Consider the following 20,720-nt stretch of genomic DNA (forward strand, 5'->3'; position numbering starts at 1 on the left):
GGTCCCGAGAATCAGGCGGAGACCTTGGGCGCGTTGACGTCCTCGGGGAGGGCGGCCTTCGCGGTCTCGACGAGCGCGTTGAACGCGGCCACGTCGTTGACGGCCAGCTCGGCGAGGATCTTGCGGTCGACCTCGACACCGGCGAGGTTGAGGCCCTGGATGAAGCGGTTGTAGGTCATCCCCTGCGCACGAGCGGCGGCGTTGATGCGCTGGATCCACAGCTTGCGGAAGTTGCCCTTGTTCTTGCGGCGGTCGTTGTAGCTGTAGACCAGCGAGTGGGTGACCTGCTCCTTGGCCTTGCGGTAGAGGCGCGAGCGCTGGCCGCGGTAGCCGCTGGCGCGCTCGAGGGTGGTACGACGCTTCTTCTGGGCGTTTACTGCGCGCTTCACGCGTGCCATGTCATTGCTCCTTGGTGCTCAAAACTCGGAAAGTGGTGCGGTGGGCCGCCGGGCGGCCCCGGGGGTCAGCGACCCAGCAGCTTCTTGGCGCGCGCGTTGTCGGCCTTGGAGACCTCGGTCGTGCCCGACATGCGGCGGGTCACCTTCGAGGGCTTCTTCTCCAGGTTGTGGCGCAGGCCGGCCTTCTGGCGGCGGATCTTGCCCGAGCCGGTCACGCGGAAGCGCTTGCTGGCACCGGAGTGCGTCTTGTTCTTCGGCATCTCTCTCTACTTTCTGCTGCTGGATGTCTGGGACGTCCTGGTGGACGACGTGACGGACGTCGTGGTCGACGTCGCTGCGAGGTGACGCAGGCTCACACGTCGATGTCGTCGTCGAGGTTCTCGGAGCGACGACGCTCCTTCTTGGCCGCGACCGGCCCGGCGGCGTGGGCCGCATCGCGCTCGGCCTGCTCCTCGGCCACGGCCGCCTCGCGCTGCGCCATCTTGGCGTCCTTCGCGGCGGCGGCGTCGATCTTGGCGTCGGCCTTCTTCTTGTGCGGGCCGAGCACCATGATCATGTTGCGGCCGTCCTGCTTGGGCGCGGACTCCACGAAGCCGAGCTCGGTGACGTCCTCAGCCAGGCGCTGCAGCAGCCGGAAGCCCAGCTCGGGACGGTGCTGCTCGCGACCACGGAACATGATGGTGATCTTGACCTTGTCGCCGGCCTTGAGGAACCGGACGACGTGGCCCTTCTTGGTCTCGTAGTCGTGCGCGTCGATCTTGGGACGAAGCTTCATCTCCTTGATGATCACGTTCGTCTGGTTGCGACGGGCCTCGCGAGCCTTCTGGGCGTTCTCGTACTTGAACTTGCCGTAGTCCATGAGCTTGCAGACTGGCGGCCGGCCCTGGGGAGCGATCTCGACCAGGTCGAGGTCTGCCTCCTGGGCAAGCTTCAACGCCTGATCGGTCGGCACGATGCCGACCGTCTCGCCATTGGGCCCGACAAGGCGGACCTCGGGTACGCGGATCCGCTCGTTGATGCGCAGCTCGGTGCTGATGTGTCCTCCAGTGACTCAGTGGTTGGGGTGACCCTGGCCGGAGACACGTGCCCTGAAATGAACAATGGCTCCCGCGGTGACCAAGCGGGAGCCAGCGATGACGTACGACGGGCGTACGACTCATCCGGACCGTGACCCGACGACCTGTGGTGCTGGGCGGCCGGTGCGGGTGGGGAACGGTGGTGCTGTTCCCGCTTGGAGGATCGGCCCCGCTCCCGGTGGTGGCGGAGAGGGACTGATCGGTCAACACCGAAGGCTAACGGATCATTCCGCCGCGGGGCCAATCCAGCCGAGCTGCTGGTCCGCACCACTCCGGTCGCCCTGGAGCCGCACCACCCGCCAGCCGGCCGCGAGCCGGGTGAGGTCGTCGCCCTCAACGACCGCGGTGGCGGGGCCGGCGATGTCCACCACGAGCGCGGCGGCACCGTCCTGGACCGCGGACCGGGCGGCCACGCGGGTCGGCACGGGGACCGGCCGCGCCCCGGCGTCCCAGGCGCCCAGGCTGTCGGTCCCGGTGAAGGCCAGCAGCGCGCGCCGCCCGTCCGCCCCGGTCATCAGCACGGCCGCCATGTCGGACGTCTTGTCGTGGGCGAGGCCCTGCTCGTCGACCTCCACCTCGCCGAGGACCGCGACCACCGGGACGAGCAGCCGGGAGTCCTGCAGGGCGAGCAACGCCTCGCCGTACGACGCGGGGTCGCCGGCGCCGCGTGCCAGCGCGCTGCGCAGAGCGGGGTCGGCGGTGCCGTCGTCACCCTGGAAGCCGGGGTCCGGGATCTGTCGTTCCACGCGGCCCATTGTCCCCGAAGGGTTGCGCGCTGTGGAACTCTGGAGGGGTGGACGAGGCAACCTGGGCGGCGCTCGCCGCGACCCTGACCCTGCTGGGACTCGCGTGGACGTGGATCTCCTTCCGCCGCCGCGGGGTCCCGGGGGCCATGCGCGCCCTCGGCTTCACGATGCTGCCCGTGGCCGCGTTCCTCACCGGCACCCTGGAGATGTTCACCGAGATCGCGGGCTCGGTGACCGACTGGGCCTCCGGCCTGGTGCTCAGCCCGGCCACGTGGACCGGGATCGGACTGGCCGGTTTCGGAGTGGTCCTCATCGTGCTGTCGGGCGTGCTGCGCGACCGGCAGCTCGGTCGGGCCGCGGGTGACGCGGGCGCCGCCGCGGTGACCGACAGCCCGCGCTCCTCGAGGCGGCGCGACCTCCCGGAGGCCTCCTCGACCCGTGCTCCCCGCCAGGAGCCGGTCGTGGACGACGAGATGGCCGAGATCGAGGCACTGCTGAAGAAGCGCGGCATCCAGTGAGCCGAGCGCCGGCGGACGGGTTCGTCGAGCGCAACCGGCTCTGGGCCCGACTGGGCGCCGCCGTCGCGGCGCACCCCGAGCCACTGGCGACGCCGATCGCCGTGGTGGACCTGGACGCGTTCGACGCCAACGCCGACGACCTGGCCCGGCGGGCGGCGGGCAAGCCCGTCCGCGTCGCCTCGAAGTCGCTGCGCGTGCCGAACCTGATCGCCCGCGCCCTGGACCACGACGGCTTCTCGGGCGTGCTGGCCTACACCGTCGCCGAGGCGCTCCACCTGCACGAGACCGGCACCAGCGACGACATCGTCGTGGCCTACCCGAGCGTCGACGCCGGGGCGCTGGCGCGGCTGGCGGGCTCCGAGGAGGCCGCCTCCGCGATCACCATCATGGTCGACGACGTCGCCCACCTCGACGCCGTCGACGCGGTCCGCGACTCCCCCGCCGTCCCGGTGCGCGTGGCCGTCGACGTCGATGCCGGGCTGCGCGTGGGCGGCCAGCACGTGGGGCCGAAGCGCTCCCCCCTGTACGACGGGGCGGCAGTGACCGCGCTCGCGCGCGAGGTCGTCGGCCGGCCGGGCTTCGTCCTGGTCGGGGCGATGACCTACGAGGGACAGGTCGCCGGCGTGCCCGACGACGTGCCGGGCCAGCGCGCGAAGTCCCTGCTGGTCCGCCGCCTCAAGCAGGCATCGGTCGCCCAGCTCGAGGACCGTCGGCGCGAGGTCGCCGACGCGCTCGCGTCCCTGGCCGACCTGGAGTTCTGGAACGGCGGCGGCTCCGGGTCCGTGGAGTCGACCGTGGCCGACCCGGTGGTCACCGAGGTGGCCGCGGGATCGGGCCTGCTGGTGCCGGCACTGTTCGACCACTACCAGGCCTTCGCGCCCCGCCCGGCGGCGTACTTCGGCCTGCGGGTGACCCGCAAGCCCTCGCCCGCCATGGCGACGGTGCACGGGGGCGGCCTGATCGCCTCCGGGCCGGTCGGGGACGACCGTGCCCCGCTCCCGTGGGCGCCCCCGGGCCTCCACCTCACCGGCCTCGAGGGCGCCGGCGAGGTGCAGACGCCACTGACGGGCCACCCGGCCGCCATGCTGGGGATCGGCGAGCTGGTGTGGTTCAGGCACGCCAAGTCGGGCGAGCTGTTCGAGCACGTCAACGACGTCCACCTCGTGCGCGGGGACCGGATCGTGGCGACCGTGCCGAGCTACCGCGGCCTGGGCCACGCCTGGTGATCGACCCGCAGGAGGTGCTGGCCCACGCGCTGTCCCGCCGGCCCACGCTCGGCCCCGGTCGGCTGGTGTGCATCGACGGCCTGGCGGGCTCCGGCAAGACGACGCTGGCACTGGGGGTCGCCGCCGCGACCCCGGCCCGGCTGCTGCACACCGACGAGCTGCTCGAGGGGTGGGGCGGGCTGCCGGGCCTGGCCGCGACCCTCGACCGGGTGCTCCGCCCGTTGTCCGAGGGCCGGGCGTCCTCCTGGACGCGGTGGGACTGGCACGCCTCGGCCTGGGCCGAGTCGTACCCCCTCTCCCCCGGCGGCCTCCTGGTCGTGGAGGGGGTCGGCGCCGCCCCCGCGCGCATCGATGACCTCGTCACCACCCGGGTGTGGGTCGAGGCTCCCCGCGACGAGCGACTCCGTCGGGGCCTGGCGCGCGACGGGGAGCAGATGCGGCCGCAGTGGGAGCAGTGGCTGGACGACGAGGAGGCCCTGCACGCCCGGGAGCGCACCCGGGACCGCGCCGACCTCGTCTACGAGACCGGCTCCTCCACCAGCGCGTAGCTGTCCTGCCGGTAGCGCACCCCGTAGCCGGCGCGCTCGTAGATCCCGAGCGCCCCCGTCGGGTTCCGGGTGTCCACGTCCAGGCTCGACCTGTCGAACCCGGCCGCCCGGCACGCCCGCAGGGTGTGCGCCAGCAGGTGGGTGGCGAGGCCCCGGCCGCGGTGGGCGGGCAGCGTGCCGACGTAGGCGACGTACGCCTCGCGCCCGGCCGCGCCGGAGCGCGCGATCTCGTACTCGTGCACGAAGACGTACGCCGCGACCGCGCCGTCCGACCGCGGGTCCCGGAGCACGAACGACTGGTCGTGGCGGGCGTGGGCGGCGTGGACCATGAAGGAGGTCCACGTCTCCTCGTCCACCGCGCTGCCGTTGGGGTAGTCGGCGAAGGCCTCGTTGTGGGCCGTCCGCAGCTCCTCGGCCGTGGCCGGGTCGAAGGCGCCGACGACGAGGTCGTCGGGCAGCGCCGGGACCGGCAGGTCGGTGAGGTCGGAGAACATCAGGAAGTTGTGGCGGTCGACGACCAGCCCGTGGTCGGACAGCAGCCGCGCCTGGTCCTCCCGGCCGGCCAGGGCCCGGGTCTGGAAGCGGGCCCGGGTCGTGCCACCGTGCTCGGCGTGCAGTCGGCGGGCCGCGGCCAGGGCCCGGCCGAACATCTCGGTTCCGAACCCCTTACCCAGGCGGGCCGGATCGACGTCGCCGAACAGCAGGAAGTGCTGGGCGCCGTCGTGCGGGGCCCGGGGCAGGATCGCGGTGTAGGCCACCAGGTCCGCGCCGTCCCAGCCGCCCTCGACGACCACGCCCGGGTAGTCGGCCAGCAGCTCGCGCACCTCGGCCGCGGACAGCTCGAAGCCGGTCGGGTGGTCCGCGGCGACCCGGGCCATCAGGGCAGCGACGTCCTCGGAGTCCTCGGGGGTCACCGGTCGGTGGGCGAGTGCCATGGGCGGCAGCGTAGGGCCCCTGTGAGCGTTGACACACGCCGAAGGGTCGTGTCACAGTAATTTGTACGTACGTGTTGTACGTACGATTGGATCGACCGGAACGGACTGACGATGACGACCACCTCCCCCGAGCGCGAGATCCTCCCGCTCTACCAGATGATGAACCGCATCCCTGGCGGTCTGATGCTGATCCCCCTCGTGATCGGCTCGGTGCTGGGCACCTTCGCACCCGGCTTCCTCGGCCTGGGCTCGTTCACCACTGCCCTGTTCGCCGAGAGCGCCCTGCCCCTGATCGCGCTGCTGATCTTCGCCACCGGCACCCAGGTGACCGTCAAGACGAGCGGACCGGTGCTGGCGACGGCCGGCGTGGTGCTGCTGTGCAAGAGCGTCATCCCGGCCACCCTGGTCATCCTGCTCGGCACGGTGGTCGGGATCGACGGAATCCTCGGCGTCTCGATCCTCGCGCTGCTCGTCGCGGTCGACAACAGCAACGGCGGGTTGTGGCTGGCCTTCACCGGACGGTACGGCGACAAGCGTGACCGTGGCGCCTACATCGCCTCTGCGATCAACGACGGCCCGTTCTTCTCCCTGCTCTTCCTCGGCGCCTCGGGCCTCGCCGAGATCCCGGTCAGCGCCATGGTCGCCGCGGTCATCCCCTTCGTCCTCGGCATGGTGGTCGGCAACCTCAACCCGCACTGGCGCGAGGTGCTCCGCCCGACCCCCGCGATCGTGATCCCGTTCTTCGCCCTGGCGCTCGGCACCGGCATCGACCTCAACGCCATCGTGACCGGCGGTGCCGCCGGCATCGCGGTCGGCATCGTCGTCGCACCCGTCACCGGGCTGCTGACCTACCTCGGCTACCGGTTCCTGCTGCGCCGCGGCTACCGCTCGGGCATCGGATTCGCCGCCGGCACCACCGCGGGCAACGCCATCGCCACGCCCGCGATCGTCGCCCTGGCCGACCCCCGCTTCGAGCCGTACGTCGAGACCGCGACCGCCCAGGTCGCCGCGTCGGTGCTGGTGACCGCGATCATCGCTCCCCTCCTGGCCTCCGCCGCGCTCAAGCGCGAGGGCGGGCTCCTGACCGAGGAGGAGGTCGCGCGCATCGACGACATGGAGCTCGGCATCAAGGAGCCACAGCTGTGAGGGTGCTCGTCCTGGCTGACGACCTCACCGGCGCCTCGGACACCGTGGTCCAGTTCGCCCATTCCGGCTGGTCCTCGCTCCTGTCCCTCTCGGGCGGCTGGCGCGAGGAGCCGACCGAGGACGCGGTCGCGCTCACGCTGGACACCCGTCGCGACCCGCAGGCCGAGCGCATCACCGCCCGGGCGACCGCCGACCTGGCCACCGGTGCGGTCTACCTCAAGATCGACTCCACCGTCCGCGGCCGGGTCGCCGAGCAGGTCCGCGGCGCGCTGACAGGCGTCCGGCGGCGCCGCCCCGCGGCGTACGCGGTCGTCTGCCCGGCCTACCCCGCGCTCGGCCGCACCGTGGTCGACGGCGTCGTCCTGGTGGACGGGACGCCGGTGCACGAGGGCGCCGCCGGACGGGACCCGGTCACGCCCGTGACCGAGTCCGACCTCACCCGGCTGCTGCCCGGGAGCGTGCGGATCCCCGCGACCGACGGCCCGGTGTCCGGACTCGAGGCCGCGTTGCGCGAGGCCGGGACAAGCCACGACGTGGTCGTCGTGGACGCCCGTGACGACGCCGACGTCGAGCGCCTCGCCGCAGCCGTCGCCGCGATCGGGCCCGACGCGCTGCCGGTCGGTTCCGCCGGGCTGGCGGGTGCGCTGGCGCGCGCCTGGAGCGAAGGCACCCACCGGGCCGGCGCACCCACCACACCGCCCGTTCCCACCGGTCGGGCCCTGGTGGTGGTCTCCTCGCTGCACGAGGTGGCCCGCGCCCAGGCCCGTGCGCTGGGCGAGACCGCCGAGGCCGGCACGGTCGACGTGCTGCTCACCCCCGACCGCCCCGAGCACGGGGCGGCCGAGACCCGCGCCCACGACATCGCGGCGCAGGCGTCCGCGATCCTCGACCGGGGCGAGCACGACCTCCTCGTGCTCGTCGGCGGCGACGGGGCCGCCGCCACGCTCAACGTCCTCGGCGCCGCGGGCATCCGCGTCGCCGACGCGCCCGTCGAGGGGGTCCCGCTCGGCACCATCGTCGGCGGGCGCCATGACGGGCTGGCCGTCGCCACCAAGGCGGGCGGCTTCGGCGACCCCACCACCCTGATCCGCCTGTTCACCGCAGTCCGCGCCCTAGGAGCACCCTCATGACCCTTCCCGTCCTCGGCATCACCCTCGGCGACGTCGCCGGCATCGGCCCCGAGATCACCCTGCGCACCCTGCTGGAGCACGACGACCTCCGGCAGGAGTGCGTGCCGGTGGTGCTCGGCGATGTCGGCGCGCTGCGCCGGGCCGCTGCTGCCGTCGGGGTGGACCCCTCCGTCGTGGTGGCCGTCGAGCACCCGTCGCAGGCCACCAACGACCCGCGTCTGGTCGAGGTCGTGCAGGTCGGCGAGCTGATGGCCGACGTCCCGGTCGGCGAGCTCAGCGCTGCAGCGGGCGACGGGTCCTACCGGTTCGTCGTCGCGGCCTGCGACCTGGCCAAGGAGGGCGCCATCGACGGCATCGTGACGGCGCCGCTCAACAAGGCGGCCATGCACGCGGGCGGCCACAAGTACCCCGGCCACACCGAGCTGCTGGCCGAGCAGTTCGGGGTCGAGAACTTCTCCCTCGTGCTCTCCGCCGGAGACCTGTACTTCTTCCACCTGACCACGCACGTCTCGCTCTCCGACGCGATCGCCGGGATCACGCCCGAGCGCACGCGCGACGTGCTGGACCTCGCGCACGCCTTCGCGGACGCCCTCGGCCGCCCCGAGACGCCGATCGGGGTGGCGGGCCTGAATCCTCACGCGGGTGAGGACAGGCTGTTCGGCGACGAGGACGCCGACGTGCTCGCCCCGGCGATCGAGGCCGCCCGCGAGCGCGGCATCGACGCCCGGGGCCCGCTCCCCGCCGACGCCCTCATCCCCCAGGCCGTCCGCGGCAAGTGGGAGCTGGTCGTCGTCTGCTACCACGACCAGGGCCACGCGCCGTTCAAGGCCGTGTACGGCGACGACGGGGTCAACATCACCGTCGGGCTCCCGGTGGTGCGGGTGTCGGTCGACCACGGGACCGCCTTCGACATCGCGGGCCAGGGCGTGGCCCGGGAGGCCAGCCTCGTGCTCGCCACCCGACGCGCCGCTGCCCTCGCTCCCGGCTGGGACGCGGTGTGGAAGACGGCCTCCCAGGTCACCGTGTGAGTGCCCCCTAGGCTGGCACGCGTGACCCAGAACGCGACCTCCCGACGCGTCCCGCTGCACGCCAAGGTCGCCCAGTCGCTGCGCCAGCGGCTCGAGAGCCGGGACCTGCGTCCCGGCGACCTGTTCCCGACCGAGGCCGCGCTCCAGGAGGAGTTCTCCGTCTCGCGCTCGGTGGTGCGGCAGGCGCTGGCGAGCCTGGAGGCCGACGGCCTCATCCGCAAGGTGCAGGGGCGCGGCTCGGTGGTCGCCGACCACAGGGAGGTCCATCGCGACGTCCTCTCGCCCGGGTTGACGCTCCGGCCCGGGCACCACGGGGCGGTGCGGACCCACGTGACGTCGTACGAGCTGGTCCCCCGCCCCGACCACCTGCGCTCCATCACCGGTGAGCAGGTGCTCGAGGTGGGACGGCTCCGGTCGGTGGGCGACGTGGTGCTCAGCTACATCCGCACCTGGCTGCCGGCCGACGTCGCGGACGCCGTCGACGCCGACGCCCTCGAGGACGCCTCGCTCCACCAGCTGCTCGCCGACCGCCTCGACCGGCACGTGTCCGGCGGCCAGAACCAGATCCGCGCCGTGGCGGCCACGTCCCGGCTGGCGGAGCTCCTCGGCGTGGCCGAGGGCTCGCCGCTCCTGCTCCTCGAGGGTCGCAGCGTGGACCGCGACGGTGTCACGCTCGAGGAGTTCTCGACCTGGCACCGCGGCGACCAGGCCGCCTTCGACGTGGAGGCGATGCCGCCCTCGGCCCGCGACGCCGTCCCCACCGACCGGGACAGGATCGACCGGCTGGCCGACACGGTGCAGGCGGTCCTGGCCGAGCTGGAGCGGCTGCGCCGCTGATCCACCTAGGGTGGCGCCATGCCTCCCACACCCCGTGTCGCACCGAGCGGCGACCAGTACGAGATCTCGGCCGCCGGCTACCGCGCGGTGGTCACCGAGAGCGGCGCGGCCCTGCGCGTGCTCGAGCACCACGGCCGCCCCCTGGTGGACGGGTTCGGCGAGGAGGAGATGTCCTCCGGCGGACGCGGTCAGCTGCTGATGCCGTGGCCCAACCGCATCCGCGACGGTCGCTACTCCTTCGGTGGACGCGACCACCAGCTCGCCCTGACCGAGCCCAAGCGCTCCCACGCCTCCCACGGCCTGGCCCGGTGGGCCGCCTGGACCCTCGAGGAGCACACCGCCAACTCGGTGTCGCTCGTCTACCGGGTGATGGCGCAGAGCGGCTACCCCTGGGCGGTGGACCTGCACGTGCTCTACGACCTCAGCGCCGACGGCCTCGCCGTCACCCAGACGGCGACCAACCTCAGCGGGGAGCCCGCGCCGTACGCCTGCGGAGCCCACCCCTACCTGTGCGTCGGCGAGGGCATCGACGACCTCGAGCTCACCCTGCCGGCGGGCACCCTGGCCGTCCCCGACGACCGCCTCATCCCCGTCGAGGTCGTCCCCGTGGACGCGGAGCACGACTTCCGCTCCCCGCGCCGCATCGGGTCGATGGTCTTCGACGAGGCGTACGGCGACCTGTCCCGCACCGACGGCGTCGCGACCACGCTCCTGCGCGACCCCGCCGACGGGCACGGCGTGGCCCTGTGGGTGGACGAGCGGCTCCCGTGGCTGCTGGTCTACAGCGGCGACGACGTCCCCGGCAAGGAGCGGCGCTCGCTGGCGGTCGAGCCGATGACGGCTCCGGCCAACGCCTTCAACTCCGGGACGGACCTCGTCACGCTGGCCCCGGCGGGCGAGCCGGGCGACGAGCTGTCGGTCACGTGGGGCATCCGCGCGACCGCTCCCGAGGACGCCGGCGACTGAGACCGGCGACCCGGTCGCTCAGCGGTCGATCAGCGCCCGCAGCCCGCGCACGGCGTTCCGGGCCCGGTCGCCGTCGGTCTGCTGGATGGCGAGCACGGACACGGTCGTGCCGTCGGCCAGGTCGAGCGTGGCCCAGGGCGCGCCGGTCGGGAGCCGGATCGCCACGACCTGCGCCCAGTCGTAGACGTGCTTCCGGTAACCGTTGACCACGACGAGGCCCGTCTCCCGGGCCACCACCCGGGACCGGGCCAGGGCGTAGCCGACCGCGGCGTAGCACAGTCCGAGCGCGACGATCGTGGACCGCTGGAAGAGGGTGAACCGGGCCCGCACCGACGGGTCGAAGCCGTACCACGCGAACGCGCACACCAGCACCAGCATCCCGCCGAAGAACAGCACGGCCAGCCGGACGCCCAGCGGGCGCCAGGTGTGCGGGAGGCTCACGGTGGCGGGGTCAGATGCGGCAGGCATGGATGTCGGTGAGCAGGATGGCCCTGGCCCCCAGGTCGTAGAGCTCGTCCATCAGCCGTTGCGCGCCCGCGCGCGGGACCATGGCCCGCACGGCGACCCAGCCCTCGCGGCCCAGCGGCGAGATCGTCGGTCCCTCGAGGCCGGGCGTGACGGCCACGGCGCGGTCGAGCTGGTCGCGAGAGATGTCGTAGTCCATCATCACGTAGCTGCGCGCGACCAGGACGCCCTCGATGCGGCGCATGAACACCTCGAAGCCGGGCGGGACGTCGCCGTTGCGCGAGATCAGCACGGCCTGCGAGTCCAGGACGACCTCGCCGAACGTCTCCAGGCCGGCCGCCCGCAGGGTGGAGCCGGTCTCGACGACGTCGGCGATGACGTCGGCGACGCCGAGCTGGATGCTCGTCTCCACGGCGCCGTCGAGGCGGGTCACGGTGGCCGAGATGCCGCGCTCGGCGAGGAAGGACTCCACGATGCCGACGTACGACGTCGCGATGCGTGCCCCCTCGAGCTCCTCCAACGAGGAGAAGCGGCCGCGCGGTCCCGCGAAGTGGAAGCGGCTCCGTCCGAACCCGAGCTCGCGGACCTCCACCGCCGTCGCGCCGGAGTCCCGCAGTAGGTCACGGCCGGTGATGCCGACGTCGAGGGTGCCCTCGCCGACGTACAACGCGATGTCCCGAGGCCGGAGGTAGAAGAACTCGACGCCGTTGTCGGCGTCGACGAGCGCGAGCTCCTTGGAGTCGCTCCGCTGGCGGTAGCCGGACTCCCGCAGGATCTCCGACGCCGCCTGCGACAGGGCGCCCTTGTTGGGGACCGCGACCCGCAGCAGCTCACCGCCCTGCCCGGGGACCTGCTCAGAGATGCTCATAGACGTCCTCCAGCGTGAGGTCGGCGGCGATCATCAGCACCTGCGCGTGGTAGAGCAGCTGGCTGATCTCGAGCGCGGTGGCCTCCTTGCCCTCGTGCTCGGCGGCCATCCAGGACTCGGCCGCCTCCTCGAGGAGCTTCTTGCCGATCGCATGGACCCCGGCGTCGAGCTGTCGCACGGTGCCGGATCCCTCGGGTCGGGTCTGGGCCTTCTCGGTGAGCTCGGCCCACAGCTCCTCGAACGTCTTCACGGGTGGCAAGCCTACGGCGGCCGGTCAGCCGAGCCCGGCGAGGGTCCGCGCCGTGGCGAGCGCGGCCGCGGTCGCCTCCCAGCCCTTGTCCTCGCTGCTGCCCTCGAGGCCGGCGCGGTCGAGCGCCTGCTCCTCGGTGTCGCAGGTGAGGACGCCGAAGCCGACCGGGATGCCGTGGTCCAGCGACACCCGGGTGAGGCCCTCGGTCGCGGCGGAGCAGACGTACTCGAAGTGCGGGGTGCCGCCGCGGATGACGACGCCGAGGGCGACCACGGCGTCGTACTCCTCCGCCAGCGCGTCGGCGACCACCGGGAGCTCGAAGGTCCCCGGGACGCGGACGACCTCGGCGTCGGTGACGCCGTGGGCGTCCAGGGCGCGCCGCGCGCCGGCCAGGAGGCCGTCCATCACCTCGGTGTGCCAGCTCGCCGCGACCACGGCCACGGCGAGGTCGCTGGCGTCGAACGCTTCCTCGGCGGGTGCTCCGGACTTCACGCGGGGTCCCCGAGGCGTTGTTCGACGGAGGAGCGGAGCGGAGGAGACGAAGAACGTCGTGGGGTGGGGATCATTGGTGCAGCTCCTCGGTGGTGGTGACGGGGTCGTTCAGGGCGGTGAGGTCCGGCAGGTCGGGCAGGTGGTGGCCCATGCGGTCGCGCTTGGTCTCGAGGTAGGCGCGGTTGGCCTCGGTGGGGTGCACGGTCAGCGGCACCCGCTCGGCGACCTCGATGCCGAAGTCCTCGAGGCTCGCGGTCTTGGCCGGGTTGTTGGTCAGCAGCCGCACGCGCTCGACCCCGAGGTCGCGCAGCACCTGGGTGGCCGTCCCGTAGTGGCGGGCGTCGGCCGGCAGGCCGAGGTCGAGGTTGGCGTCGACCGTGTCGCGGCCGCCGTCCTGGAGCTCGTAGGCCTGCAGCTTGGCGACCAGTCCGATGCCGCGTCCCTCGTGCCCGCGGAGGTAGACGACGACGCCGCGGCCCTCCTCCACGATGCGGGCCATCGCCTCCTCGAGCTGCGGCCCGCAGTCGCAGCGGTGGCTGCCGAACACGTCGCCGGTGAGGCACTCGGAGTGGACCCGGGTGAGCACGGGCTCCTCACCGGAGATGTCCCCGTGCACCAGCGCGACGTGCTCGCTGTCGTCGATGGTGATCCGATAGCCGTACGCCGTGAAGTCGCCGTGCGTGGTCGGCAGCCGGGTCACCGCGACGCGCTCGACGTGCCGCTCGTGCCGCCGCCGGTAGCGGACCAGGTCCTCGATGGAGATCATCGCCAGGCCGTGCGCGTCGGCGAACTCCCGCAGCTCGGGGGCGCGCTTCATCGTGCCGTCGTCGTTGACCACCTCGACCAGGACGCCGGCGGGCGTGAGCCCCGCGAGACGGGCCAGGTCGACGGCCGCCTCGGTGTGCCCGCGGCGCACGAGCACTCCACCGTCGCGGTAGCGCAGCGGGAAGACGTGCCCGGGGCGCGTCAGGTCGGTCGGCTCGGTCGCCGAGTCCGCGAGCACCCGGGCGGTGTGCGCTCGGTCGGCGGCGCTGATGCCGGTGCTGACGCCGTCCTTGGCGTCGACCGAGATCGTGTAGGCCGTGCGCAGCTTGTCCTTGTTGTGCGGCGTCATCAGCGGGATCTCGAGCCGCTCGAGCATCGGTCCCGGCATCGGCACGCAGATGACCCCGCTCGAGTGGCGGATCGTGAAGGCCATCAGCTCGGGCGTGGCCCGCGCCGCGGCGAAGATGATGTCGCCCTCGTTCTCGCGGTCCTCGTCGTCGACGACGACCACGCAGCGACCGGCCGCGATGTCCTCGATGGCCCGCTCGACGGAGTCCAGGCGCACGCCCATCAGACCGGCACCTCCTCGAGCCGGCGCTCCGCGGGAGCGGTGGTCCGGGCGCTGGCCCGCTTCCACACCACGAAGCCGATGACCACGAAGACGGCGTAGAACAGGTACATGCCCGCGGTCGGGTAGTAGCCCGCGTTGACCAGCGTCGTCACGCCGACGACGTCGACGAGCATCCACACGATCCAGAACTCCACCCAGCCGCGCGCCATGCCGTAGGTCGCGAGCATCGAGCCGGCGAGGATCCAGGCCTCCGTGACCGGCCCCCAGGACCCGATCTGCTGGAGGACGACGTACGCCACGGCGTAGCCGACCGCCCCGAGGGCCACGAGCTGGAGCCGCTCGGCCGCCGTGGCCCAGCGGACCGTGATCGCCCCGCCGTCGGAGGCGCCGCCGGCCCGGCGGGACCGGGACCACCGCACCCAGCCGTAGAGCGCGACCGCGGCGAAGAACACCTGGCGGCCGGCCTGGCCCCACAGGGGCTCGGCGACCACGCCGCTGAGCTCGCCGGAGGCGAAGACGATGAAGAGCAGCGCGTTGCCGACCAGGCCGACCGGCCAGGCCCACACGACGCGCCTCATGCCGAGGATCGCGCTGGCGAGCCCGAAGAGGTTGCCCACGACCTCGGGCACGCTCAGCCCGCCGCCGGCGACGGGGATGCTGCCGTGGACGAGCCACGCGAGGAGGTCCATCAGTCCTGCTTCCTGTCGTGCTGGTGCTCGTCCCGGCCACCGCGCTGCAGCAGCTTCTCGACGTGCTTGGCGATGATGTCGGCCTCGAGGTTGACGCGGTCGCCCACCCCGCGCACGCCCAGGGTCGTGCGGGCGAGCGTCTCGGGGATGAGGCTGACGGTGAAGCTGTCGTCCCGCGCCTCGACGACGGTCAGGCTGACCCCGTCGACGGTGATGGAGCCCTTGTCGACGAGGTACGGCGCGAGGTGGGGCGGGAGGGAGACCTCGACGACCTCCCAGTGCTCGCTCGGCGTACGCCGCAGCACCGTGCCGACGCCGTCGACGTGGCCCTGCACGATGTGGCCGCCCAGCCGAGTCTGCGGGGTGACCGCGCGCTCGAGGTTGACCCGGTCACCGGGCCGGGCGCCGGCCAGGGAGGTCTTGTCGAGCGTCTCGGCCATCACGTCCGCCGTCCAGGTCCCGTCGGCCAGGTCGGTGACGGTGAGGCAGCAGCCGTTGACGGCGATCGAGTCGCCGAGCCTGGTGTCCTCGAGCACGGTGGCCGCGCTGATCGAGAGCCTCAGGGCGTCGCCCTGCTCCTCGATCGCGGCGACGGTGCCGAGCTCCTCGACGATGCCGGTGAACATCAGGGGGTCCTCCCGAGGGTGAGCCGGACGTTGGCGTCGGCACCGGTGCCGATGACGGCGGCCTGCCTGATCCGGAGACGGAGCTGGTCGGAGACGGTGGTGATGCCGAGGTCGCCCACGGCATTGGCGCCGGCGCCCAGGAGGCTGGGGGCGACGTAGGCGACGACCTCGTCGACGAGCCCGGCGGCGAGGAAGGCCGCGGCGAGGGTGGGGCCGCCCTCGAGCCAGACGTGCTGGCGGTCACGCTCGAACAGCTCGCGGAGCGCCTCGGCGGGTTCGCGGGTGCGCAGGTGCACCGTCTCGGCGTGGTTGTTGAGCACCCGGCGGTCGGCTGCGATGTCCCGCAGACCCATCACCGCGCGGAGGGGCTGGTGCCGGACCGGGCGGTCCCAGTCGTCGCGGACGGTGAGCAGCGGGTCGTCGACCTCGACGGTGCCGGTGCCGACGAGCACCACGTCGCACTCGGCCCGGAGTCGGTGGGTGTCCTGGCGCGCGGGCTCGCTGGAGATCCAGCGGCTGGTCCCGTCGGCGGCCGCGCTGCGACCGTCGAGCGTCGTGGCGAACTTCCAGGTCACGAACGGTCGGCCGTGCTCGACGGCGAAGGTCCAGGCGCGGTTGACCTGCGCGGCCTCCTCGGCCAGCACACCGCCCTCGACCTCGATGCCGGCCGCCCGCAGTGCGTCGGCCCCGCCGGCGGCCACGGGGTTGAGGTCGGCCTGGGCGAAGACCACGCGTCGTACGCCGGCGGTCACGAGAGCCTCCACGCAGGGGCCGGTGCGCCCGGTGTGGTTGCACGGCTCGAGGGTCACCACGGCGGTGGTCCCGCGGGCGTCGTCGCCGGCCTCTGTGAGCGCGGCGACCTCGGCGTGCGGGGCACCCGCGCCGCGGTGGAAGCCCTCGGCGACCTCGGAGCCGTCCTCGGCCAGCAGGACGCAGCCCACGCGCGGGTTGGGTCCCAGCGGGACGCCGGGCGTGGCTGCGATCTGCAGCGCGCGCCGCATCGCCGCGGTCTCTGCCGGTGTCGCGCCCATTGCTGGCCCTCTCGTCCGTGGTCTCGGACTCCGGGGGGCGCGGTGCGCGCACCCGTGCGGGACGGGTGCGACGCCTGCGTGCACTTCTCATCCGGACTGTGACCGTCGGTCCAGGAGTTCCACCTGGTCAACCGGCCACTGGCAGTGGTCGGGTCGCGGACTGTGACCGCCGGTGCGGAATTTCACCGCCCCCAGAGCACGCTTGCTCGTGGACGGAACTCTGCCACAGCCCGCGGCATTCCCGTGCGGGTGTCCGACGTGGGATGAGCCACTCCCGGGCTGTGGCGCCAGGCCGTGCTCGCGGGCGCGGCCTCAGTGGGGCGCGGTGCGTGAGCCACATTCACGGTCACCCGTTCCGTGGCTGGGCCACCTCCCGGCGGCGTGTCCGGTGCGACACGCCCTGCGGCGGTGAGGATGCCACCGTCCGTGCGCGGGGATGGTGGCTGGCTCACCGCTCGCGAGGTCACCGGTCAGGGCGCCAGGCCGTGCTCGCGCAGCCAGCCGTCCGCGCGCCGGCGCGAGGCCTGCGACAGCCAGGCGTCCTGCACCAGCTCGACGAGCTCGTCGCGCTCCACCTCGCCGACCCGCGAGGCACGGAGCAGCACCGAGGGGTGCCCGTCGAAGTGCGGGGTGGTGAAGAAGGGCGACGCGTCGTCCTGGACGAGGGCCATCTTGTCGCCGTCGGAGCCGACCCAGAGCACGATGACGTCGTCGTACCGCTCCCCCGTGTCCGGGTCGACCGCGTCGGGCCGGGGCGTCCGGAAGAAGACGAACGCCTTCCCACCCACCCGGTAGACGGGGTTGCGGGTGCCCGGTCGCTCCACGGTCACGTGCGGCATCGCCAGCGCCGCGGCGTGGATGTCGTCGACCGTGGCCCGCCGGGTCACGACGTCGCGGCCTCGGCCCTCGCCCGCAGCTCGCGCACCATCGCATCGGGGTCCTCGGCCGAGTAGACCGCCGACCCGGCCACGAAGACGTCGGCGCCGGCCTCGGCACAGCGCTCGATGGTCTCGAGCGAGACTCCCCCGTCGACCTGCAGCCAGGTCTCGACGCCGTGCTTGCGCATCAGGTCGCGGGCGGTGCGGATCTTGGGCAGGCACAGATCGAGGAACTTCTGGCCGCCGAAGCCGGGCTCCACGGTCATCACGAGCAGCATGTCGAGCTCGGGCAGGAGCGCCTCGTAGGGCTCGATCGGCGTGGCCGGCTTGAGCGCCATGCTCGCCCGGGCGCCCTGGGCGCGGATCTCCCGGGCGAGCCGGATCGGCGCCCTGGTCGCCTCGACGTGGAAGGTCACGCTCGACGCGCCGGCCTCGACGTACGCCGGGGCGTTGCTGTCGCAGTCCTCGATCATGAGGTGGACGTCCAGGGGGAGGTCGGTGGCGCGGGTCAGCGCCTCCACCATCGTCGGGCCGAAGGTCAGGTTGGGCACGAAGTGGTTGTCCATCACGTCGACGTGCACCCAGTCGGCGCTGCCGATGCGGCGTACCTCCTCACCGAGGCGGGAGAAGTCGGCGTTGAGGATGCTCGGCGTGATCTGGATGCCCACGGCCGGTGAGTCTAGGCCCCTTCAGTCGAGCCGGGCGGCCCGGCTGTGCTGCGGGACGACGATGTGCAGCGCGTTGCGGTCGACCTCGAAGGTCGCCGGCGTCATCGCGGCCAGCTCGCCGTCGAGGTTGACGTCCAGCGGCTCGTCGGTGACCACCCGGAGGGTGCGGGTGGTGAGGTGGTGGACGCGCTCGTGCTCGATGAGGTGTCCGCTGCGCAGCAGCCGCGCCACGGACACGTGGTCGCGCAGCCGACCCTTCTCGATCGCGTAGACGTCGAGGAGGTGGTCGTCGATGGAGGCCGAGGGCGACACCGTCAGCCCACCGCCGTAGTGGCGGCCGTTGCCCACCGCGACCTGCATCAGGTCGCCGAGCTCGAGCGTCGAGCCGTCGGCGAGCTCGAGCCGGGCCGCGAAGGGGCGGTGGTGCCGGTACGCCGCGAGCGTGGCGGCGGGGTAGGCCAGCTGGCCGAGGCGGCGCTTGAGCCCCGGCGTGAGCCGCCGGGTGACCTCGACGGAGAGGCCGAGCGAGGCCACGTTGAGGAAGACCGAGCCGTTGACCCGGCCCAGGTCCACGTCCACCACCTTGCCGCTCAGCAGGGTGTCGACGGCCGCCGGCAGCGCCGAGGGGATCTCCAGGGTGCGGGCGAAGTCGTTGGCGGTCCCGAGCGGCAGCACGCCGAGCGTGGCCCGGGTGTGCGCCAGCAAGGCGGCGGCACAGCCGACGGTGCCGTCCCCACCGCCGACGACGACGAGGTCGGGCTCCGCGCCGACCGCCTCCGCGAGCGCGCCGGGCAGCTGCGCCCCGCCGTCGACCCGGTGCACGTCGACCGCCTCCACGCCGGACCGGCGCAGCTCGGCCTCGACCATGCGCAGGGCTGCTGCCCCGGTGCGGGCGGCCGTGTTGATGACGACGGCGACGTGGCGGGTGCGGCTCTCGGCGGGCATGGCCCGACGCTACGAGGGTGGCGTGAGAGGAGCGTGAGGATGACCTGTGCGCTGGCTGTGGATCAGCGCTCGGCGACCGGGACGGGGGCCCGCAGCACCGGGTGGAGCCGTGCCCAGTGCCGCAGCCGCAGCCACAGCGGCCGGTGCAGCGCCAGGACGAGGAGCACGGGCGGGGCGGCGAGCAGCAGCGCCCAACCCGCCGGCGGGCGCAGCACGGCCTGGAGCGCCGCCAGGAGCACCAAGAGGACCACGCCTGCGAGCAGGGAGGCCACGACCGCGAGCATGCGCGAGCGCGCGGCCGATCTCATCCGGCAGGCCTGCGCCGCGTCGTACACGGCCACGGCGTCCTCGAGACGTGCGTGCACCGGCAGGGGCCTCGCGTCCCGGTGCACCTCGGCCACGTGCTCGCGATGGGCGTCCCAGAGCTCGGCCGCACCGCCCCGGACGATGCGCAGCGAGGCGCTCGGCGCCCACCACAGCAGCTGTTCGCGCCGGCTGTCGGTCGTCGCGGCGTAACCCCTGCTCAGCGCGCGGGGCCACGCGGGGTCCACGCCCCAGTCGAGCGCCGTCGTGACCACCCCGCCCCCGGGCAGCACGGTGGACATCTCGGCGTAGCTGCCCGACCAGAACCAGGCCATCCGCACGAAGGCCGACCCGTCCGGGGCGGCCATCACCTGGGCGGGGCGGTCACCGCGGAGGAGCGCCTCGCCGTCGGCCGGTGCGTAGCCGGCCGCGATCGCGGACACCTCCGCGTCCGTCGGCAGCACGCGCACCGCCGCCCCGAGCAGGCGGAACCCCACGGCCTCGAGCCCGGCGCGCAGGTCGGGCTGCGGGTCGACCTCGTCGGGGGGCCACGGCGCGGGGGCTGTCTTGAACCTCACGTCGGCGATGCTAGGAGCGCGCCGCCGTCGTGGCCGGGGAACGCGGGAATCAGTCGTCCGGGTCGACGGGCGCCTCGGCGCCCTGCGCCTCGTCCCGGTCGGCCCACTCCAGCAGCGGCGCGATGTCGAAGACGTGGTCGTCGATGTCGGCGTGCAGGTCGCCGATCTCTGCGAACCGCTCGGGCACGGTGAAGATCGTGAAGTCGTCGGGCTCGCAGACGTCGACCTCGTCCCACCTCACCGGTGCGGAGACGCGCGCCTCCGGGACGCCGCGCACCGAGTAGGCCGCGGCGATCGTGTGGTCGCGGGCGTTCTGGTTGTAGTCGACGAACAGCTGGTCGGGCTCGCGGTCCTTGCGCCACCAGGCCGTCGTCACGTCGCCACCGGACCGGCGCTCGACCTCACGCGCGAACGCCAGTGCTGCGCGGCGTACGTCGCCGAAGCCGTGCGTGGGCGGGATGCGGACGTAGACGTGGAGCCCCGAGCCGCCGCTGGTCTTGGGGTAGCCGACCGCCCCGAGCTCGTCGAGCACCTCGTGGACCGTCGCGGCCGTCCGCTGCACCGTCGCCCAGTCGCAGTCCGGGCCGGGGTCGAGGTCGATGCGCCACTCGTCCGGCTTCTCGGTGTCGGCCCGGCGGCTGTTCCACGGGTGGAACTCGACGGTGGACATCTGCACGGCCCAGATGACGCTGGCCAGCTCGGTGACGCACAGCTCGTCGGCGGTGCGGTTCCAGCGCGGGAAGTGCAGCCTGACCGTCTCCACCCACGGCGGGGCGCCGGCGGGGAGGCGCTTCTGGTGCACCTTGTCCCCCGACAGGCCCTTGGGGAAGCGGTGCAGCATGCACGGGCGCTCGAAGAGGGCGTTGACGATGCCGGGCCCGACGGCCAGGTAGTACTCGACCAGGTCGAGCTTGGTGGCCCCGGAGGCCGGGAAGTAGACCCGGTCCGGGTTGCTCACCCGCACCACCTTGTCGTCCACGTCGATCTCGACGCTGGGACTCTTGCTGGCAGTGCTCTTGCCGGTCGGGGCCATGCGG

26 protein-coding genes and 1 riboswitch are annotated in these 20,720 nt (G+C 73.2%); of the genes, 8 read left to right on the forward strand and 18 right to left on the reverse strand.

The features are described from left to right. Nucleotides 1–11: 11 nt before the first annotated feature. From rplT to DAI17_RS17310, 4 genes are all read right to left on the reverse strand, one after another. A complete protein-coding gene (rplT, locus tag DAI17_RS17295) occupies nucleotides 12–398 on the reverse strand; it encodes a 50S ribosomal protein L20 (RefSeq protein ID WP_107774478.1) in 387 nt (128 codons plus the stop codon). A 65-nt stretch (nucleotides 399–463) separates the two neighbouring features. Beyond that, nucleotides 464–658: a 50S ribosomal protein L35 gene (gene rpmI / locus DAI17_RS17300; protein WP_107774479.1), complete on the reverse strand. Its 195-nt coding sequence runs from the start codon at nucleotides 656–658 to the stop codon at nucleotides 464–466. Between the two features lie 92 nt (nucleotides 659–750). Beyond that, nucleotides 751–1,434, reverse strand: coding sequence for a translation initiation factor IF-3 (gene infC / locus DAI17_RS17305; protein WP_107774480.1), 684 nt, complete (start codon nucleotides 1,432–1,434; stop codon nucleotides 751–753). Nucleotides 1,435–1,698: 264 nt separating this feature from the next. Beyond that, nucleotides 1,699–2,220: an SseB family protein gene (locus tag DAI17_RS17310; protein WP_407669748.1), complete on the reverse strand. Its 522-nt coding sequence runs from the start codon at nucleotides 2,218–2,220 to the stop codon at nucleotides 1,699–1,701. A gap of 47 nt (nucleotides 2,221–2,267) precedes the next feature. Here DAI17_RS17310 and DAI17_RS17315 point away from each other — a divergent pair, with 47 nt between their 5' ends. Genes DAI17_RS17315 through DAI17_RS17325 form a run of 3 tightly spaced genes read left to right on the forward strand, consistent with a single transcriptional unit; the run spans nucleotide 2,268 to nucleotide 4,512 of the window. Further along, complete coding sequence (locus tag DAI17_RS17315) at nucleotides 2,268–2,738, forward strand: cellulose synthase (RefSeq protein WP_107774482.1); 471 nt, start codon at nucleotides 2,268–2,270, stop codon at nucleotides 2,736–2,738. Next, nucleotides 2,735–3,964, forward strand: a complete 1,230-nt coding sequence (locus tag DAI17_RS17320) for an amino acid deaminase/aldolase (protein ID WP_107774483.1) — start codon at nucleotides 2,735–2,737, stop codon at nucleotides 3,962–3,964. Before DAI17_RS17315 ends, DAI17_RS17320 begins: the two co-directional genes overlap by 4 nt. Then, nucleotides 3,961–4,512, forward strand: a complete 552-nt coding sequence (locus tag DAI17_RS17325) for a uridine kinase family protein (RefSeq protein WP_199905186.1) — start codon at nucleotides 3,961–3,963, stop codon at nucleotides 4,510–4,512. The genes DAI17_RS17320 and DAI17_RS17325 overlap by 4 nt, the downstream gene beginning before the upstream one ends. Here the strand turns inward: DAI17_RS17325 and DAI17_RS17330 are convergent. Then, nucleotides 4,482–5,447 (reverse strand): GNAT family N-acetyltransferase, encoded by a 966-nt coding sequence (locus DAI17_RS17330; RefSeq protein ID WP_107774484.1) that lies wholly within the window; start codon nucleotides 5,445–5,447, stop codon nucleotides 4,482–4,484. The two genes, DAI17_RS17325 and DAI17_RS17330, sit on opposite strands and share 31 nt — an antisense overlap. Nucleotides 5,448–5,558: 111 nt before the next feature. Here DAI17_RS17330 and DAI17_RS17335 point away from each other — a divergent pair, with 111 nt between their 5' ends. The 5 genes from DAI17_RS17335 to DAI17_RS17355 are packed head-to-tail and all read left to right on the forward strand — an operon-like array spanning nucleotide 5,559 to nucleotide 10,554. Further along, nucleotides 5,559–6,593 carry a 2-keto-3-deoxygluconate permease gene (locus tag DAI17_RS17335; RefSeq protein WP_107774485.1) on the forward strand — a complete coding sequence of 345 codons (1,035 nt, stop codon included), beginning with the start codon at nucleotides 5,559–5,561 and terminating at the stop codon, nucleotides 6,591–6,593. Continuing rightward, complete coding sequence (locus DAI17_RS17340) at nucleotides 6,590–7,723, forward strand: four-carbon acid sugar kinase family protein (protein WP_107774486.1); 1,134 nt, start codon at nucleotides 6,590–6,592, stop codon at nucleotides 7,721–7,723. The genes DAI17_RS17335 and DAI17_RS17340 overlap by 4 nt, the downstream gene beginning before the upstream one ends. Beyond that, nucleotides 7,720–8,751, forward strand: coding sequence for a 4-hydroxythreonine-4-phosphate dehydrogenase PdxA (pdxA, locus tag DAI17_RS17345; protein WP_107774487.1), 1,032 nt, complete (start codon nucleotides 7,720–7,722; stop codon nucleotides 8,749–8,751). The genes DAI17_RS17340 and pdxA overlap by 4 nt, the downstream gene beginning before the upstream one ends. A 21-nt stretch (nucleotides 8,752–8,772) precedes the next feature. Next, on the forward strand, nucleotides 8,773–9,588 hold the full coding sequence (locus DAI17_RS17350) for a GntR family transcriptional regulator (protein WP_159081613.1): 816 nt from the start codon (nucleotides 8,773–8,775) through the stop codon (nucleotides 9,586–9,588). Nucleotides 9,589–9,606: 18 nt separating this feature from the next. After that, on the forward strand, nucleotides 9,607–10,554 hold the full coding sequence (locus tag DAI17_RS17355; protein WP_107774489.1) for an aldose 1-epimerase family protein: 948 nt from the start codon (nucleotides 9,607–9,609) through the stop codon (nucleotides 10,552–10,554). Between the two features lie 18 nt (nucleotides 10,555–10,572). Here the strand turns inward: DAI17_RS17355 and DAI17_RS17360 are convergent, their stop codons facing one another. From DAI17_RS17360 to ligD, 13 genes are all read right to left on the reverse strand, one after another. Then, complete coding sequence (locus DAI17_RS17360) at nucleotides 10,573–11,022, reverse strand: PH domain-containing protein (protein ID WP_107774490.1); 450 nt, start codon at nucleotides 11,020–11,022, stop codon at nucleotides 10,573–10,575. Beyond that, nucleotides 11,006–11,887 (reverse strand): ATP phosphoribosyltransferase, encoded by an 882-nt coding sequence (gene hisG, locus DAI17_RS17365; RefSeq protein ID WP_107774491.1) that lies wholly within the window; start codon nucleotides 11,885–11,887, stop codon nucleotides 11,006–11,008. Before hisG ends, DAI17_RS17360 begins: the two co-directional genes overlap by 17 nt. Next, nucleotides 11,874–12,137 (reverse strand): phosphoribosyl-ATP diphosphatase, encoded by a 264-nt coding sequence (locus DAI17_RS17370; RefSeq protein WP_107774492.1) that lies wholly within the window; start codon nucleotides 12,135–12,137, stop codon nucleotides 11,874–11,876. Before DAI17_RS17370 ends, hisG begins: the two co-directional genes overlap by 14 nt. Before the next feature lie 24 nt (nucleotides 12,138–12,161). After that, complete coding sequence (gene ribH, locus DAI17_RS17375; RefSeq protein WP_107774493.1) at nucleotides 12,162–12,629, reverse strand: 6,7-dimethyl-8-ribityllumazine synthase; 468 nt, start codon at nucleotides 12,627–12,629, stop codon at nucleotides 12,162–12,164. Nucleotides 12,630–12,699: 70 nt separating this feature from the next. After that, a complete protein-coding gene (locus tag DAI17_RS17380) occupies nucleotides 12,700–13,965 on the reverse strand; it encodes a bifunctional 3,4-dihydroxy-2-butanone-4-phosphate synthase/GTP cyclohydrolase II (protein ID WP_107774494.1) in 1,266 nt (421 codons plus the stop codon). Beyond that, nucleotides 13,965–14,657, reverse strand: a complete 693-nt coding sequence (gene pnuC, locus DAI17_RS17385) for a nicotinamide riboside transporter PnuC (protein ID WP_407669752.1) — start codon at nucleotides 14,655–14,657, stop codon at nucleotides 13,965–13,967. The genes DAI17_RS17380 and pnuC overlap by 1 nt, the downstream gene beginning before the upstream one ends. After that, the gene (locus DAI17_RS17390; RefSeq protein ID WP_107774496.1) at nucleotides 14,654–15,280 is read right to left on the reverse strand and encodes a riboflavin synthase; all 627 of its coding nucleotides are present in this window, start codon (nucleotides 15,278–15,280) and stop codon (nucleotides 14,654–14,656) included. Before DAI17_RS17390 ends, pnuC begins: the two co-directional genes overlap by 4 nt. Beyond that, nucleotides 15,280–16,311: a bifunctional diaminohydroxyphosphoribosylaminopyrimidine deaminase/5-amino-6-(5-phosphoribosylamino)uracil reductase RibD gene (gene ribD, locus DAI17_RS17395; protein WP_234412573.1), complete on the reverse strand. Its 1,032-nt coding sequence runs from the start codon at nucleotides 16,309–16,311 to the stop codon at nucleotides 15,280–15,282. Before ribD ends, DAI17_RS17390 begins: the two co-directional genes overlap by 1 nt. Before the next feature lie 74 nt (nucleotides 16,312–16,385). Further along, nucleotides 16,386–16,515, reverse strand: a riboswitch (FMN riboswitch). A 266-nt stretch (nucleotides 16,516–16,781) separates the two neighbouring features. Further along, on the reverse strand, nucleotides 16,782–17,198 hold the full coding sequence (locus tag DAI17_RS17400; protein ID WP_234412574.1) for an MmcQ/YjbR family DNA-binding protein: 417 nt from the start codon (nucleotides 17,196–17,198) through the stop codon (nucleotides 16,782–16,784). After that, entirely contained in the window at nucleotides 17,195–17,857 is a 663-nt protein-coding gene (gene rpe, locus DAI17_RS17405) for a ribulose-phosphate 3-epimerase (protein WP_107774497.1), read from the reverse strand. Before rpe ends, DAI17_RS17400 begins: the two co-directional genes overlap by 4 nt. A 21-nt stretch (nucleotides 17,858–17,878) precedes the next feature. Beyond that, on the reverse strand, nucleotides 17,879–18,802 hold the full coding sequence (locus tag DAI17_RS17410) for a lipid kinase (RefSeq protein WP_107774498.1): 924 nt from the start codon (nucleotides 18,800–18,802) through the stop codon (nucleotides 17,879–17,881). 62 nt (nucleotides 18,803–18,864) lie between these two features. Further along, nucleotides 18,865–19,683, reverse strand: coding sequence for a hypothetical protein (locus DAI17_RS17415; protein WP_159081614.1), 819 nt, complete (start codon nucleotides 19,681–19,683; stop codon nucleotides 18,865–18,867). Between the two features lie 49 nt (nucleotides 19,684–19,732). Next, nucleotides 19,733–20,716: a non-homologous end-joining DNA ligase gene (gene ligD / locus DAI17_RS17420; RefSeq protein WP_107774500.1), complete on the reverse strand. Its 984-nt coding sequence runs from the start codon at nucleotides 20,714–20,716 to the stop codon at nucleotides 19,733–19,735. Nucleotides 20,717–20,720: the final 4 nt, after the last annotated feature.

The sequence above is a fragment of the Nocardioides sediminis genome (assembly GCF_003047295.1).
GTDB lineage: Bacteria > Actinomycetota > Actinomycetes > Propionibacteriales > Nocardioidaceae > Nocardioides > Nocardioides sediminis.